This window comes from Streptomyces echinoruber (genome assembly GCF_014651135.1).
GTDB lineage: Bacteria > Actinomycetota > Actinomycetes > Streptomycetales > Streptomycetaceae > Streptomyces > Streptomyces echinoruber.
The window spans coordinates 93,403-107,876 of the sequence record NZ_BMWH01000002.1 but is presented as its reverse complement, the minus strand read 5'-3'; the positions used below and the strand labels follow the sequence as shown (position 1 = coordinate 107,876).

Genomic DNA, 14,474 nt, shown 5'->3' with positions numbered 1-14,474 from the left:
CGCGTCAGTCGACCAGGTCCCGCACCACCGCGTCCGCCAGCAGCCGCCCCCGCAGGGTGAGCACCGCGCGTCCCTCCTCGTACGGCCCCCGCTCCAGCAGCCCGTCGGCGAGGGCGCGGCGGGAGGCGGCGAGGCCCGCCTCCCGCAGGACGGACAGCGGTACGCCCTCGCGCAGCCGCAGTTCGAGCAGGACGCGCTCGATCCGGCGGTCCTCCTCGGTGAGGACCTCGCGGCCGGCGCCCGGGGAGCGGCCGGCCGCCAGGGCCGCCGCGTAGGCGCCGGGGTGCTTGACGTTCCACCAGCGCACCCCGCCGACGTGGCTGTGGGCGCCGGGGCCGGCGCCCCACCAGTCGGCGCCGCGCCAGTACAGCTCGTTGTGCAGGCAGCGGGCGGCCGGCGAGGTGGCCCAGTTGGACACCTCGTACCAGGTGAAGCCCGCCGCGGACAGGGTCTCCTCGGCGATGAGGTAGCGGTCGGCGTGCACGTCGTCGTCGGTCATCGGGATCTCGCCGCGGCGGATGCGCCGGGCCAGTCGTGTGCCCTCCTCGACGATCAGGGCGTAGGCCGAGACGTGGTCGGGGCCGGCCGCCAGGGCCGCGTCCAGGGAGGCGCGCCAGTCGTCGTCGGACTCCCCCGGGGTGCCGTAGATCAGGTCGAGGTTGACGTGCTCGAAGCCGGCCGCGCGGGCCTCGGCCACGCACGCCTCGGGGCGGCCCGGGGTGTGGGTGCGGTCCAGGACCCTCAGCACGTGCGGCCGGGCGCTCTGCATGCCGAAGGAGACGCGGGTGAAGCCGCCCTCGCGCAGGGTGGCCAGGTAGGCGGGGTCGACGGAGTCCGGGTTGGCCTCCGTCGTGACCTCCGCGCCGGGGGCGAGGCCGAACTCGTCGCGCACCGCGCGCAGCATCCGTACGAGGTCGTCGGCGGCCAGCAGGGTGGGCGTGCCGCCGCCGACGAACACGGTCCGCACGGGGCGCGGGTCGTCACCGAGGACCTTGCGGGCCAGGCGGATCTCCTCGATCAGGGTGGCGGCGTAGTGGTCGCGGGAGGCGAGGACGCCGCCGGTGCCGCGCAGTTCGGTGGCGGTGTAGGTGTTGAAGTCGCAGTAGCCGCAGCGGGTCGCGCAGTACGGGACGTGCAGGTAGAAGCCGAGGGGGCGGTCGGCGGCGCCGGCGAGGGCGTGCGGGGGCAGCGCGCCGTCGTCGGGGACGGGTTCGCCGTCGGGGAGTGCGGAGGGCATGCCCCCATTGTCCAGGACCGGCAGTCCTGCCCGGCCGGTCGGCCGGTGGTGCTGTGCGGCCCGTCCAGCCGTCCGGGCCGGCCGGGCCGCCCGGCCGGGGCGTCGGCGTTCCGCCGTCGGCCATTTGCTCGGCTTACTCGGCTACTCGGCCTACCTGAGTTACTCGGCCTGGAGCACCAGCAGGGCGAGGTCGTCCTCCGGGGGCGTCTCACCGAACTCGTGCACGAGCCGCTGTATCCGCTCGGCGATCGTGTCGGCGTCCAGTCCGGCGCAGCCGGCCAGGGCCGCGGCAAGGCCGTCGCCGTCGTCGAACTGGCGGGAGCCGTTGCGCCGCTCGGTGACGCCGTCGGTGACGCACAGCAGGGTGTCGCCGGGACGGAGCGTGAAGGTCTCGCTGGTGTAGGCGGCGTCCTCCAGGACGCCGAGGAGGGTCTGCGGGTGGGCGGCGGTGCGGACGCCGCCGTCGGGTCCGAGCAGCAGCGGCAGGGGGTGCCCGGCGGAGGCGAGGGTGCAGCGGACGCCGCCGTCGAAGGGGACGAGCTCTCCGTAGAGGAGGGACAGGAAGCGGGTCTGCGGCCCGTCCCCGGGGGCGACGGGCCGGCCCCCGGCGGCCACCAGGGCACGGGCCGCCGCGTCGGCGGCCTCGGTGGCGTCGTCGAGGAGGAGCCGGTTGAGGCGGTCGAGGACGTCGGCGACGTGGTAGCCCTCGCGGGCCAGCAGCCGCAGCCAGGGGCGGGCCAGGCCGATGACGACGGCGGCCTCGGGGCCCTTGCCCTGCACGTCGCCGATGGCGAAGCACCAGCGGCCCGCGCCGGCCGGGAACAGGTCGTAGAAGTCGCCGCTCGGCCCGCCCTTGACGCACGGCTCGTGCACCAGGGCGCTGCGCACGCCGGGGATCTCGGCGACCGCGCTGGGCAGCAGGCCGCGCTGCAGGACGGCGCTGATGGCGACCTGGCGGGCGTACTGGCGGGCCGCGCCGATGGCGAGCGCGACCCGGCGGGCGAGGTCCTCCACCAGGCCGGTGATCTCGTCGGGGAACGGCAGCAGCCCGGCGCGGCCGATGACCAGGGTGCCCAGCGGGCGGCCGCCCGCGACCAGGCGGAAGGCGAGGGCGGTGCCGCTGCGGGCGCGCGGCCCGAGGGCGCCCTCGGGCCAGGGCACGGGCGCCGGGCCGGGGCGCAGCGGGTCGGGCGGCGGCGGGGGCTCCTTCTCCAGGGCCGCGCGCAGGCCGGCGACGCGGTCCTCGTTGCCGTGCCAGACGCGGCCGGGCCACCGGCGCCGGCGGCGGTGCCGGTGCTCCTGCCTCCCCCGCTCCCGGCTCCGCCCGAGAAGGGGGACCCCCACCGGGCGGCGGCCTCGTCCTCCAGCCACACCGCGCACCAGTCCGCCAGGCGCGGCACGATCAGCTGGCCGGTCAGGGCGGCCACCAGGTCCTCGTCGAGCTGCCCGGCGAGCAGCGCGGACGCCTCGGCGAGGAAGGACAGGGCGCCGCGGCCCAGCCAGTCCCGGTCGCGTTCGGCGCGCTGCGGCTCGGGCGCGAGGAGCTCGGCGACGCCGAGGCCGCGCTCGCCGGCGGCGTAGGCGTCCGCGGCCGCCTCGTCGGCGGGGCGGCCCGGCTCGGACAGCCGGGCCCAGACGGTCTTCGCGCCGGAGCGGTAGGTGACGCCCCACGCCTCGCACAACACGGCGACCAGGCGCAGGCCGCGGCCGTACTCGGGGGCGTCGTACGGGTCCGGGCACGGGCCGGGCGGCGGGGTGCCGGGCTCCCGCGGGGCGCGTGAGGGGTGCTGGTCGCCGACCTCGACGACGACGGCACCGGTGTCCTCCAGACGGCAGATCAGCTCGACGCCGGTGCCGGCGTGCACGACGGCGTTGGTGACGAGCTCGCTGACGACGACCAGGGCGTCCTCGGTCAGGCGGCCGGTGAGGTGCTCGGCGCCGGGCACGCCCAGCCCGGCCCACTCCCGCAGTGCCGCCCGCACCAGGTCGCGGGCGGCGCCGGGCGCCAGGAGGCTGCCGGGCAGCGTCGCCCAGGTCTGGGCGGGAGCGTCGCCACCCCGGGACGCGGTCTCCCGTTGTGTCGGAATGACCCCCATTGACGGCTCCTGGGCGTTGAGGACGACGGCCCGCGCGGTGCGGACGACGCCGACAGGGTGACAGAACGACTCCACTCCCGCACAGCAAGTAACCGAAATGGGCGACACCGGGCCGGAACCTTTCCACCCGCACATACGAAAGCGGACAGATTCGGCTCCCGAACCTGTCCGCTTCCCTCGTATTCGTTCGCACCGGGCACTCTCGGCGTCAGGCGCCCCGCCCGCCCCGGGCCGGACGTTCCGGACGCCCCGAGACGGGTGTCCCGGACACCCCGAGACGGGCGTCCCGGACACCCCGGGGCAGGTGTCCCGGGTCAGGCCTCCCGGGTGCCCGCGTACATCTCGTCCAGGAGGTGCTTGTACTCCCGTTCCACCACCGGCCGCTTGAGCTTCAGGCTCGGGGTGATCTCGCCGTGCTCGACGTCGAGGTCACGCGGGAGGAGGCGGAACTTCTTGATGGTCTGCCAGCGCTGCAGGCCCTCGTTGAGCTGCTGGACGTAGCCGTCGACCAGGGCGACCGTGGCGGGGTCGGCGACGATCTCGGCGTACGTCCTGCCGCCCAGGCCGTTCTCCTCGGCCCAGGGGCGGATGGCCTGCTCGTCCAGGGCGATGAGGGCGGTGCAGAAGTTCCGGTCGGCGCCGTGGACGAGGATGTTGGAGACGTAGGGGCAGATCGCCTTGAACTGGCCCTCGATCTCGGCGGGCGCGACGTACTTGCCGCCGGAGGTCTTGATGAGGTCCTTCTTGCGGTCGGTGATGCGCAGGTAGCCGTCGGGGGACAGCTCGCCGATGTCGCCGGTGTGGAACCAGCCGTCGGGCTCGAGGACCTCGGCGGTCTTCTCGGGCAGCTTGTGGTAGCCCTGCATGATGCCGGGGCCGCGCAGCAGGATCTCGCCGTCGTCGGCGATGCGCACCTCGGTGCCGGGCAGCGGCTTGCCGACGGTGCCGGTGCGGTACGCCTCGCCGGGGTTGACGAAGGAGGCGGCGGAGGACTCGGTCAGGCCGTAGCCCTCCAGGATGTGGATGCCGGCGCCGGAGAAGAAGTAGCCGATCTCCGGGGCGAGGGCGGCGGAGCCGGAGACGCAGGCGCGCAGCCGGCCGCCGAAGGCCTCGCGGATCTTGGCGTAGACGAGGGCGTCGGCGACCCGGTGCCTGGCGGCCAGGCCGAAGGGCACGGAGCGGGTGCCGGTGCGCCGGTAGTTGTCCTGGCTGACCTTGGCGTACTCGCGGGCGACCTCCGCCGCCCACTGGAAGATCCGGTACTTGGCGGCCCCGCCCTCGCGGGCCTTGGCGGCGACGCCGTTGTAGACCTTCTCGAAGATGCGCGGCACGGCCGCCATGTACGTCGGCCGCACCACCGGCAGATTCTCGATGATCTTGTCGACGCGCCCGTCGACGGCGGTGACGTGGCCGACCTCGATCTGGCCGGAGGTGAGCACCTTGCCGAAGACGTGCGCCAGCGGCAGCCAGAGGTACTGCACGTCGTCGCCGCTGATCAGCCCGGTCGCGGCGATCGCCTTGGCCATGTAGGACCAGCTGTCGTGCGGCAGCCGCACGCCCTTGGGCCGGCCGGTGGTGCCGGAGGTGTAGATGAGGGTGGCGAGCTGGTCCCTGGTGATGGCGCCGACCCGCTCCTTGATCAGCTCGGGGTCCTTCTCCAGGCGGGCGGCGCCGCGGCTCTCCAGCTCGGCGAGGGTGAGCACCCAGTCGCCGGTCTCGACGCCGTCCGGGTCGATGACGACGACGTGGTGCAGGTCGGGCAGCTCGGCCCGCTTCTCCAGGGCCTTCGCCAATTGCCCGGCGTTCTCCGCGATCAGCACCCGGCTGCCGGAGTCGGAGAGGATGAAGGCCGACTCCTCGGCGTTGGTCTGCGGGTAGATGGTGGTGGTGGCCGCGCCCGCGCACATGATGCCGAGGTCGGCGAGGATCCAGTCCAGGCGGGTGGCGGAGGCCAGCGCCACCCGCTCCTCCGGCCGCACGCCCAGTTCGATCAGGCCGGCGGCGATCGCGTGGACCCGCTCGGCGGCCTGCGCCCAGGTCAGCGACTTCCAGTCGTCCGGGCCCTGGCCGGAGGCCGGTGGGACGGGGTAGCGGTAGGCCTCGGCGGCCGGCGTGGCCGCCACGCGTTCCAGGAAGAGGGCCGCCACGGTCGGCGGACGGTTCTCGATCAGGGTCTGTGTGTCGCTCACGACATCCTCCGGGCCCGCGACAGTGCGGCTGGCTCGTGCTGCTTCTACCGCTGCTTCCTCCTCGGCTTTCCCCTCGCGAGCCCTTGTTTAACTCACGAGTAACCAAAGAGGCAGGCATCAGGGTAGAGCCCGACCGGCCGGTACGTAAGGGGCGGCGGGCCGTAGGTTCACACGGAACCCACCGGCCGGGTCACGGTCCGGAAACGGCCCGGGAACAGCCCGGGAACGGCCGAGAACGACCCGGGAACGGCCCGGGAACGGCCCGGGCCCGTCGCATCTCGACGCGACGGGCCCACGGAACGGGGCAATCCCGGACATTCGCCCGGCCGGCCGGGCCTCGGCCCGGCTCCGGCAGGGTCACTTCGGGATCACTTCGGGGTCATTTCTTGCTCTTGGCGGCGCTCCCGGCGTCGTCGCTGGAGAGCACGGCGATGAACGCCTCCTGCGGAACCTCCACGGAACCCACCATCTTCATCCGCTTCTTGCCTTCCTTCTGCTTCTCCAGCAGCTTGCGCTTGCGGGAGATGTCGCCGCCGTAGCACTTGGCGAGGACGTCCTTGCGGATGGCGCGGATGGTCTCACGGGCGATGACCCGGGAGCCGATGGCGGCCTGCACCGGCACCTCGAAGTTCTGCCGCGGGATGAGCTCCTTCAGCTTGGCGACGAGCCGCACGCCGTAGGCGTACGCCTGGTCCTTGTGGGTGATCGCCGAGAAGGCGTCGACCTTGTCGCCGTGCAGCAGGATGTCCACCTTGACCAGCTGCGAGGCCTGCTCGCCGGTGGGCTCGTAGTCCAGCGAGGCGTAGCCGCGGGTCTTGGACTTCAGCTGGTCGAAGAAGTCGAAGACGATCTCCGCCAGGGGCAGGGTGTAGCGGATCTCCACCCGGTCCTCGGAGAGGTAGTCCATGCCGAGCATGGTGCCGCGCCGGTTCTGGCACAGCTCCATGATCGCGCCGATGAACTCGCTGGGCGCCAGGATCGTGGCGCGCACGACCGGCTCGTAGACCTCGTGGATCTTGCCCTCGGGGAACTCGCTGGGGTTGGTGACGACGTGCTCGGTGCCGTCCTCCATCACCACGCGGTACACCACGTTCGGCGCGGTGGCGATCAGGTCGAGGCCGAACTCGCGCTCCAGCCGCTCGCGGATCACGTCCAGGTGCAGCAGGCCGAGGAAGCCGACGCGGAAGCCGAAGCCGAGAGCGGCGGAGGTCTCCGGCTCGTAGACCAGGGCGGCGTCGTTGAGCTGCAGCTTGTCGAGGGCGTCGCGCAGCTCGGGGTAGTCGGAGCCGTCCAGCGGGTACAGGCCGGAGAACACCATCGGCTTGGGGTCCTTGTAGCCGCCGAGCGCCTCGGTGGCCCCCTTGGACTGGGTGGTGACCGTGTCACCGACCTTGGACTGGCGCACGTCCTTCACACCGGTGATCAGGTAGCCCACCTCGCCGACGCCGAGGCCGTCGGCAGGCAGCATCTCCGGCGAGTTGACGCCGATCTCCAGCAGCTCGTGCGTGGCGCCGGTCGACATCATCCTGATGCGCTCGCGCTTGCTGAGCTGTCCGTCGACGACCCGGACGTACGTCACCACGCCGCGGTAGGAGTCGTACACCGAGTCGAAGATCATCGCGCGGGCGGGCGCGTCGGCGTCGCCGACCGGGGCCGGGATCTCCTCGACGACCTTGTCCAGCAGCGCCTCGACCCCGAGTCCGGTCTTGGCGGAGACCTTCAGCACGTCGTCGGGCTCGCAGCCGACCAGGTTCGCCAGCTCCTCGGCGAACTTCTCCGGCTGCGCCGCCGGCAGGTCGATCTTGTTGAGGACGGGGATGATCGTGAGGTCGTTCTCCATCGCCAGGTAGAGGTTGGCGAGGGTCTGCGCCTCGATGCCCTGGGCGGCGTCGACCAGGAGGATGGTCCCCTCGCACGCGGCGAGCGACCGCGAGACCTCGTACGTGAAGTCGACGTGACCCGGGGTGTCGATCATGTTGAGGATGTGCGTGTTGCCGGGATCGTGGGTCGGGGCCCACGGCAGGCGCACCGCCTGGGACTTGATCGTGATGCCGCGCTCGCGCTCGATGTCCATGCGGTCGAGGTACTGAGCGCGCATCTGCCGCTGCTCGACCACGCCGGTGAGCTGGAGCATCCGGTCGGCGAGCGTGGACTTGCCGTGGTCGATGTGCGCGATGATGCAGAAGTTGCGGATCAGAGCCGGGTCGGTACGGCTCGGCTCGGGCACATGGCTAGGGGTCGCGGGCACGCAGGGTCCTGATTCTTGAGGCGTCCGCATACGTGTGCTTGTCCGTCTGCGGTCTCGGGTCGGATCGATACGTAGTTTTATGGTCCCACGGGGACGAGGCGGATCCATGGTCCCACGGGGACGGGGCGGAGACCGGTTTGGGTGGGCCGCCGGGCCGCTGGTAGCCTGGGTGGCTGTGTCTCGTGCCCCTCTCAGCGCGGACACGTCCTAGGAAAAACACCGGTGGGGGCCGCCTCGGCCCCGTACCAGAACGGGAAAAGGCTCTTTCGTGGCGAACATCAAGTCCCAGATCAAGCGGATCAAGACCAACGAGAAGGCTCGGCTGCGCAACAAGGCCGTCAAGTCCTCCCTGAAGACCGCGATCCGCAAGGCTCGCGAGGCCGCTGCCGCGGGTGACTACGAGAAGGCCGTCGAGCTGCAGCGCGAGGCCGCGCGTCAGCTGGACAAGGCCGTCTCCAAGGGCGTCATCCACAAGAACCAGGCCGCCAACAAGAAGTCGGCCCTGGCTTCCAAGGTCGCCGCTCTCAAGGGCTGATCCTCTTCTTGATCCACCGCCGGAAGGACCCAGGGCGGGCCCTCTCTCCACCGCTCCCGACCGGCACCCCGAGTCCGTACGCGGCCTGCGTTCGCCACGCGGGTACGGCCTCACCGGCTTGACCCGAAGGCCCCGGCGCCCTCCCCTTCCCCAGGGGGGTCGCCGGGGCCTTCGGCATGCGGGGATGCCGGTGCGCGGGTGTGCGAGTGTGCGGGTGATCGCGTGCGGGGCGCGGTTGCGGGGGTGCGGTGTGCGCGGCGCGCGGCGCGCTGGTGATCGCGTGCGCGGCGCGCGGCGGATCACGACCAGAAGTCGTTCGCCCTGTCGAGGTCCTCGACACACTCGTCGAGATCGCTGACCTTGTCCCCGACGATGCGGCACACCAGCGCCCCGTCCTCGTCGAGGCGCTTGCCCCGGCGCTCGGCCGTCACGTGGTCCAGGGCGACGACGTGGCCCCGGCCGTCGACGAAGACGCCGCGCACGTCGACGCGCATCGAGCCGCCCGTCTCCTCGAAGATCCGCCGGTACATGTCGATGACCGCGTCCTGCCCCTTGAAGTCGCCCGACATCGGGTGGCTGCCGGGCACGTGGTGCGTGCAGTCGGACGTCATCATCGCTCGCAACGCGTCCATGTCGCCCCGGGAGAAGGCCTCGAAGCCCTTGCGGACGAGCACTGCGTGCGGGTGTTCAGCCATGGCGATCGCCACCTCTCCGGTGTCGCTGGGGATGCGTGGCTGACAGTCCCGATTCTTCTCCTGTGTCCGATTTTTCTCCCGTGCCCGAGCGGACGGCCACTGGATCACGGCGCGCGCCCGCTGCCCGAAGCGCGCCCCGCTCGGGCCGGACGGGGTCCAGGACAGCGCCTAGGACCGCCCCCTGGACCGCGCCGCCCGCGCGATCGTCACCACCGCCTTCTCCAGGGCGTACTCCGGGTCCTCCCCGGCGCCCTTCACCCCCGCGTCGGCCTCCGCCACCGCCCGCAGCGCGACGGCCACGCCGTCCGGTGTCCACCCCCTCATCTGCTGCCGCACCCGGTCGATCTTCCACGGCGGCATGCCCAGTTCCCGCGCGAGGTCGGCGGGCCGGCCGCCGCGCGCCGAGGACAGCTTTCCGATGGCCCGCACGCCCTGGGCGAGCGCGCTGGTGATCATCACCGGCGCGACTCCGGTCGCCAGGGACCAGCGCAGCGCCTCCAGCGCCTCCGCCGTCCGCCCCTCGACGGCACGGTCCGCGACGGTGAAGCTGGACGCCTCGGCCCGCCCGGTGTAGTACCGCCCGACGACCTCCTCGTCGATCGTGCCGTCCACGTCCGCGACGAGCTGCGCCACCGCGGACGCCAACTCCCGCAGGTCGCTGCCGATGGCGTCGACGAGCGCCTGGCAGGCCTCGGGCGTGGCCGACCGCCCCAGCGTGCGGAACTCCCCGCGCACGAAGGCCAGTCGGTCCGCCGGCTTCGTCATCTTCGGACACGCCACCTCGCGGGCCCCGGCCTTGCGGGCGGCGTCCAGCAGCCCCTTGCCCTTGGCACCGCCCGCGTGCAGCAGCACGAGGGTGATCTCCTCGGCGGGCGCCGCGAGGTAGGCCTTGACGTCCTTGACCGTGTCGGCGGACAAATCCTGCGCGTTGCGTACGACCACGACCTTGCGCTCCGCGAAGAGCGACGGACTGGTCAGCTCGGCGAGCGTGCCGGGCTGCACCTGGTCCGGGGTCAGGTCCCGTACGTCCGTGTCGGCGTCGGCCGCCTTGGCGGCGGCCACCACCTCCTGCACGGCACGGTCGAGCAGGAGGTCCTCCTGGCCCACGGCGATCGTCACCGGGGCGAGGGGGTCGTCATTCGCGGTCTTCCTGGCCATCGCGACAAGCATCGCACGCGGCACCGACAGCGGCGTCGGGGCGGAGGATCCGCCGCGGCGCGTGCCGCACCCGCGCGTGGTCCACGCGCCCGGGCCGGTGCCGTGCGCGAGGCGGCCACAAACGCGAGGCGGCCATAAAGCGGTACGGGTCTACGGCTCCTCGCGCCAGCCGTCCCACTCCCCCGCGAACGCGTCGAGTTCCGCGGGATCGAGCCGCTGCTCCTCGTCGCGCAGGACGACGAGCCACTGGGCGTCCTCGGCGTCGTCCTCGCCGGCCAGGGCGTCGCGGACGAGTTCCGGCTCCTCGGCGATCCCGAAACGCTCCCCGAGCGCCTCCGCCGCCTCCTCGGCGGCGTCGCGGTCGGGCAGCACCAGCACGTGTCTCACATCGCTCACGGGGCCATTGTCCGGCAGGCGGAACAGGCGCCGTACCGGCGGTCGAAGGCGCGCCCGCGCAAGTCGCCGTGCGCTTCCCGGCGCCTTGGCGGTCACCGTGGGCTCGGCGATCACCGTGGGCTCGGCGGTCACCGTGGGCTCGGCGGTCGCCGTCGGCGGTCACCGCGCGGAGGCGGCCGGGCGCCACCGGACGCACCCGGCACCGCACGGCCCCTCAGCCCGTCCGGCCGGGGCCCCGCAGCACCGTCGGCACGTTGTCGAGCCCGATCCCGAACCGCTGCCGGTACACCTCCAGCACCTCCTCGTCCGTGCCCAGTTTTCGCTTTTCGCGGCCGCCGTCGGCGCCCGTCTCGACGAGGGTGCGCCCGCTGAGGGTGACGCGTCCCCCGTCGTCCGTGACCCGGGAGCACACCAGGGAACGCCGGAAGTGCGACGCCGGGGAGGTGCTGTGCCACCACGCTCCGGCGACGAAGTCGCCCAGCACCCGCGGCCGCGTCTCCAGCCGGTACCGGCGCACCCCGTCCCGCAGGACGTCCAGGTCGCCGGCCCCGGCCGCATCCGCGGGTCCCCGCACCCCGGCCGGGTCCGGTCCCGCCTCGACGAGCCGGAACCGTCCGGCGGGGTCCGCCTGTTCGCCCCGTTCCGCCCACGCCAGCGGAAGGTGGCTGTGCGCCCCGAACCCGACGTCGGCCAGCCAGTCCCCGCCGTCCGCCGTCCGCACCCGCAGCGCGAGGTGGTCGTACGGGATGCCGAGGCGCCCGCCCTCCCCGTACACCCGCGCCGCCAGCAGCGTCACCTCGAACCCGAGGGCGGTGAGCAGCGCGGCGAACGCCCCGTTCAACTCGTAGCAGAAGCCGCCGCGGTGCGCCCCCACCACCTTGTCCACCAGCCGTTTCTCCTCGAGCACGATCTCCTCGCCCAGGTGCACGGACAGGTTCTCGAACGGCACCGTCCGCAGGTGACGCAGGTGCAGTTCACGCAGGGCGTCGGAGGTCGGTCCCACCGGGTGGGCGACGCCCAGGCGGCGAAGGTAGGCGTCGACCCGGGCGGGATCGAGGGACGCGGCCCGGGCGGAACCGGGGGATGCGGTCCGGGCGGGGCCGGGGGATACGGTCCGGGCGGGACCGGGGGATGCAGCTGCCATGCCCTCAGTCTCGCGCCACCCGCAGGTCCTCGCCGCCTCCCGCGACGGCGAGCGCCCCGTCCCGGTCGGTCCGCAGCACCACCGCGCCCAGCGCGCGCAGCGCCGCCACCGTGCCGGGTGCCGGATGTCCGTACGGGTTGCCCGCGCCGCACGAGATCAACGCCAGCCGCGGCGCCACCCGGCGTATGAGGTCGGGATCCTGGTAGGAGGAGCCGTGATGCGCCACTTTCAATACGTCCACGGGCGTCAGCCGCCCGGCCGCCGGGGAGCGCAGGAGCGCCTGCTGGGCCGGGGGTTCGAGGTCGCCGAGCAGCAGCAGCCGCAGCCCCGCCGAGCGGACCAGCAGGGTGACGCTGGCGTCGTTGGGTCCCTCCAGGTCCGGCGGCGGGGGCGAGGGCGACGCCGCCGGGCCCGCCCCGGGCCGGGGCGGCGGAGGCCACAGCACCTGCCAGGCGAGCGTTCCGACCCGCCGTTCCTCCCCGGCGGCGGCGCGGGCGACGGGGATGTGCCGGGCGGCCGCCTGCTGCCGTACGAACGCCACTTGGTCCGCGGGCTGTTCGAGCCCCGTCGTCTCGATGGCGCCCACCGCGCGCCCGCGCAGGACGCCGGCCAGCCCGGCCACGTGGTCGGCGTGGAAGTGCGTCAGCACCACGAGGGGGATCCGGGTGATGCCGAGCGTGTGCAGGCAGCGGTCGGCCAGCGCCGGGTCGGGCCCGGCGTCCACCACCACGCCGGTGCCCCGGCCCGCCGCGAGCACCGTCGCGTCGCCCTGGCCCACGTCGCACATCGCGAACCGCCAACCGGGCGGCGGCCAGCCGGTGATCACCCTGGTCAGGGGCGGCGGCCGCAGCACCGCGAGCAGGAGCAGCACCCCGCAGGCGCCGCACAGCCACGGATGCCCGAGCAGCCTGCGGCCCGCGAGGACGACGGCGACGGTGGCGAGGGCGAGCAGCAGCGCCCCCGTCCAGTCGGCCGGCCAGTCCACTCCCCCGCCGGGCAGCGCCGCGCCGGTGCGAGCGACGTCGGCGATCCATCCGGTCGGCCAACTCGCCAGCCACGCCAGCGTCTTCGCCACCGGCATCACGACCGGTGCCGTAGCCAGCGCCGCGAAGCCCAGCACCGTGGCGGGCGCCAGCGCGGCCTCCGCGAGGAGGTTGCACGGCACCGCCACCAGGCTCACCCGCGCCGACAGCAGGGCCACGACGGGCGCGCACACCGCTTGGGCGGCGGCCGCGGCGGCCAGGGCCTCGGCCGGCCGCGCCGGTACCCGGCGGCGGCGCAGCGCGGCGCTCCACCGAGGTGCCAGGGTGAGCAGGGCGCCGGTGGCCAGCACCGAGAGCAGGAAGCCGTAACCGCGGGCCAGCGGCGGGTCGTACAGCACCAGCAGCAGGACGGCCGTCGCCAGCGCCGGGATCAGCGATCTGCGGCGGCCGGTCGCCAGGGCGAGCAGCGCGACCGCTCCGCAGGCCGCGGCTCGCAGCACGCTCGGATCGGGCCGGCACACGAGGACGAACCCGAGAGTGAGCCCTCCGCCGAGCAGGGCGGTGGTCCGCAGCGACAGCCCCAGACGCGGGGCGAGCCCGCGGCGTTCGGCCTGCTGCGCCAGCCCGTACGGCCCGATGAGCAGCACCAGCAGGATGGTGAGGTTGCTGCCGGAGACGGCGAGCGTGTGTGTGAGGTCCGTGGCCCGGAACGCCTCGTCCAGTTCGGGCGTGATGCGCGAGGTGTCGCCGACGACCAGCCCCGGCAGCAGGGCCCGCGCGTCCTGCGGCAGGCCGTCGGTCGCCTCCCGCAGTCCCGCCCGCAGCCGTCCCGCGAACCGCTGCGGCCCGGACGGCTCCCCCACCACCTCCGGCCCGGCGGCGTCCCGTACCCGCAGCACCACCGCGAACCGGCCACCGCCCGCCATGGCCGGTGCCGCCCGCGCCGCCACCCGCAACCGGGTGGACGGCAGCAGCCCGAGCCACGGTGAACGCGCCGTCTCCTTCGACCCGGTGCCCGACGGCCCGGTGTCCGGCGGTCTGGTGCCCGACCGTCCGGTGCCCGGCGGTCCGCCGGGGGCCGCACGGTCGATGTCGACCATCATCAGCACCGGCGTCCGCGTCCCCGTCACCGTGCCGCCTTCCTGCTCGACCCGGCGCACCTCGGCCTCGATCAGCACGGAGGGCGGCATGGCGTGGTCACCGCTGATGCGGGGCCGGGTGAGCCGGGGATCGGAGGTCACCTCCACTTCGGCGGTCACCGTCGCGTACCGCCGCGCCAGTTCGGGCAGAGGGCCGCGGCGCAGGTCCGCTCCGTGCAGCCCGGCCGACGTGGCGGCCGCGGCGACGCAGAGCAGCACGGCCGCGACCGACACGCGTGCCCGGCGATCCGGTGCCCCGCGAGCGGTCGCAGGCGGTCCCTCACCACCGGCCGTGACGGCCCGCCGCCGCGGCCGCGGATCCGGGACGGCGGGCAGGCGCGGCCGCGGATCCGGGGCGGCCGGCAGGCGGGGCCGCCGTGGGCGTGCGGACGCCCGATGCGCCGGCCCCGGACCGCCGCGCCCCGCGCGCCGCCGGGAGGTCAGCAGGAGGCAGGCCGCCAGCAGGCTCACCACGGCAACGCCGGCGACCCGCTCCGGTGGCGCGTCCAGCGCCCAGGCCGCCGCCGCCCAGGCCGCGAGGGCCGGAGGGACCAGGCGCAGGTCGGCCGGGCCTTCTCCGCGGGGCGGGCCTTCCCTGCGGGGCGGGGTGGCGGGAGACGCCTGTTTCTCCCGGATCGGGGCCGCCCCTGCTCT

At 74.1% G+C, this 14,474-nt stretch carries 9 protein-coding genes and 1 pseudogene; 1 reads left to right on the top strand and 9 read right to left on the bottom strand.

Annotated features, from left to right (window positions below; genetic code table 11):
• Window positions 1–4: 4 nt before the first annotated feature.
• The 4 genes and pseudogenes from hemW to lepA form a co-directional block, all read right to left on the bottom strand.
• Window positions 5–1,237: a radical SAM family heme chaperone HemW gene (hemW, locus tag IE225_RS03325; RefSeq protein ID WP_190055776.1), complete on the bottom strand. Its 1,233-nt coding sequence runs from the start codon at window positions 1,235–1,237 to the stop codon at window positions 5–7.
• Window positions 1,238–1,396: 159 nt separating this feature from the next.
• Window positions 1,397–3,333: pseudogene (locus IE225_RS03320) on the bottom strand (SpoIIE family protein phosphatase).
• Between the two features lie 314 nt (window positions 3,334–3,647).
• Entirely contained in the window at window positions 3,648–5,522 is a 1,875-nt protein-coding gene (locus IE225_RS03315; protein WP_190055775.1) for an AMP-dependent synthetase/ligase, read from the bottom strand.
• A 379-nt stretch (window positions 5,523–5,901) separates the two neighbouring features.
• Entirely contained in the window at window positions 5,902–7,770 is a 1,869-nt protein-coding gene (lepA, locus tag IE225_RS03310) for a translation elongation factor 4 (RefSeq protein WP_190055774.1), read from the bottom strand.
• A gap of 268 nt (window positions 7,771–8,038) precedes the next feature.
• On the opposite strand from lepA, the gene rpsT reads away from it, so the two are divergent.
• On the top strand, window positions 8,039–8,305 hold the full coding sequence (gene rpsT / locus IE225_RS03305) for a 30S ribosomal protein S20 (RefSeq protein ID WP_190055773.1): 267 nt from the start codon (window positions 8,039–8,041) through the stop codon (window positions 8,303–8,305).
• 299 nt (window positions 8,306–8,604) lie between these two features.
• Here rpsT and IE225_RS03300 read toward each other — a convergent pair whose 3' ends face one another.
• The 5 genes from IE225_RS03300 to IE225_RS03280 all read right to left on the bottom strand — a co-directional run bounded on the left by IE225_RS03300 (window position 8,605) and on the right by IE225_RS03280 (window position 14,456).
• Window positions 8,605–9,000 carry a nuclear transport factor 2 family protein gene (locus IE225_RS03300; RefSeq protein WP_190055772.1) on the bottom strand — a complete coding sequence of 132 codons (396 nt, stop codon included), beginning with the start codon at window positions 8,998–9,000 and terminating at the stop codon, window positions 8,605–8,607.
• Window positions 9,001–9,168: 168 nt separating this feature from the next.
• Complete coding sequence (gene holA / locus IE225_RS03295) at window positions 9,169–10,158, bottom strand: DNA polymerase III subunit delta (RefSeq protein WP_190055771.1); 990 nt, start codon at window positions 10,156–10,158, stop codon at window positions 9,169–9,171.
• A gap of 150 nt (window positions 10,159–10,308) precedes the next feature.
• A complete protein-coding gene (locus IE225_RS03290) occupies window positions 10,309–10,554 on the bottom strand; it encodes a hypothetical protein (protein ID WP_190055770.1) in 246 nt (81 codons plus the stop codon).
• A 214-nt stretch (window positions 10,555–10,768) separates the two neighbouring features.
• Window positions 10,769–11,698 (bottom strand): arylamine N-acetyltransferase family protein, encoded by a 930-nt coding sequence (locus IE225_RS03285; RefSeq protein WP_190055769.1) that lies wholly within the window; start codon window positions 11,696–11,698, stop codon window positions 10,769–10,771.
• Window positions 11,699–11,702: 4 nt separating this feature from the next.
• Window positions 11,703–14,456, bottom strand: coding sequence for a ComEC/Rec2 family competence protein (locus tag IE225_RS03280; RefSeq protein ID WP_190056083.1), 2,754 nt, complete (start codon window positions 14,454–14,456; stop codon window positions 11,703–11,705).
• Window positions 14,457–14,474 lie beyond the last annotated feature (18 nt).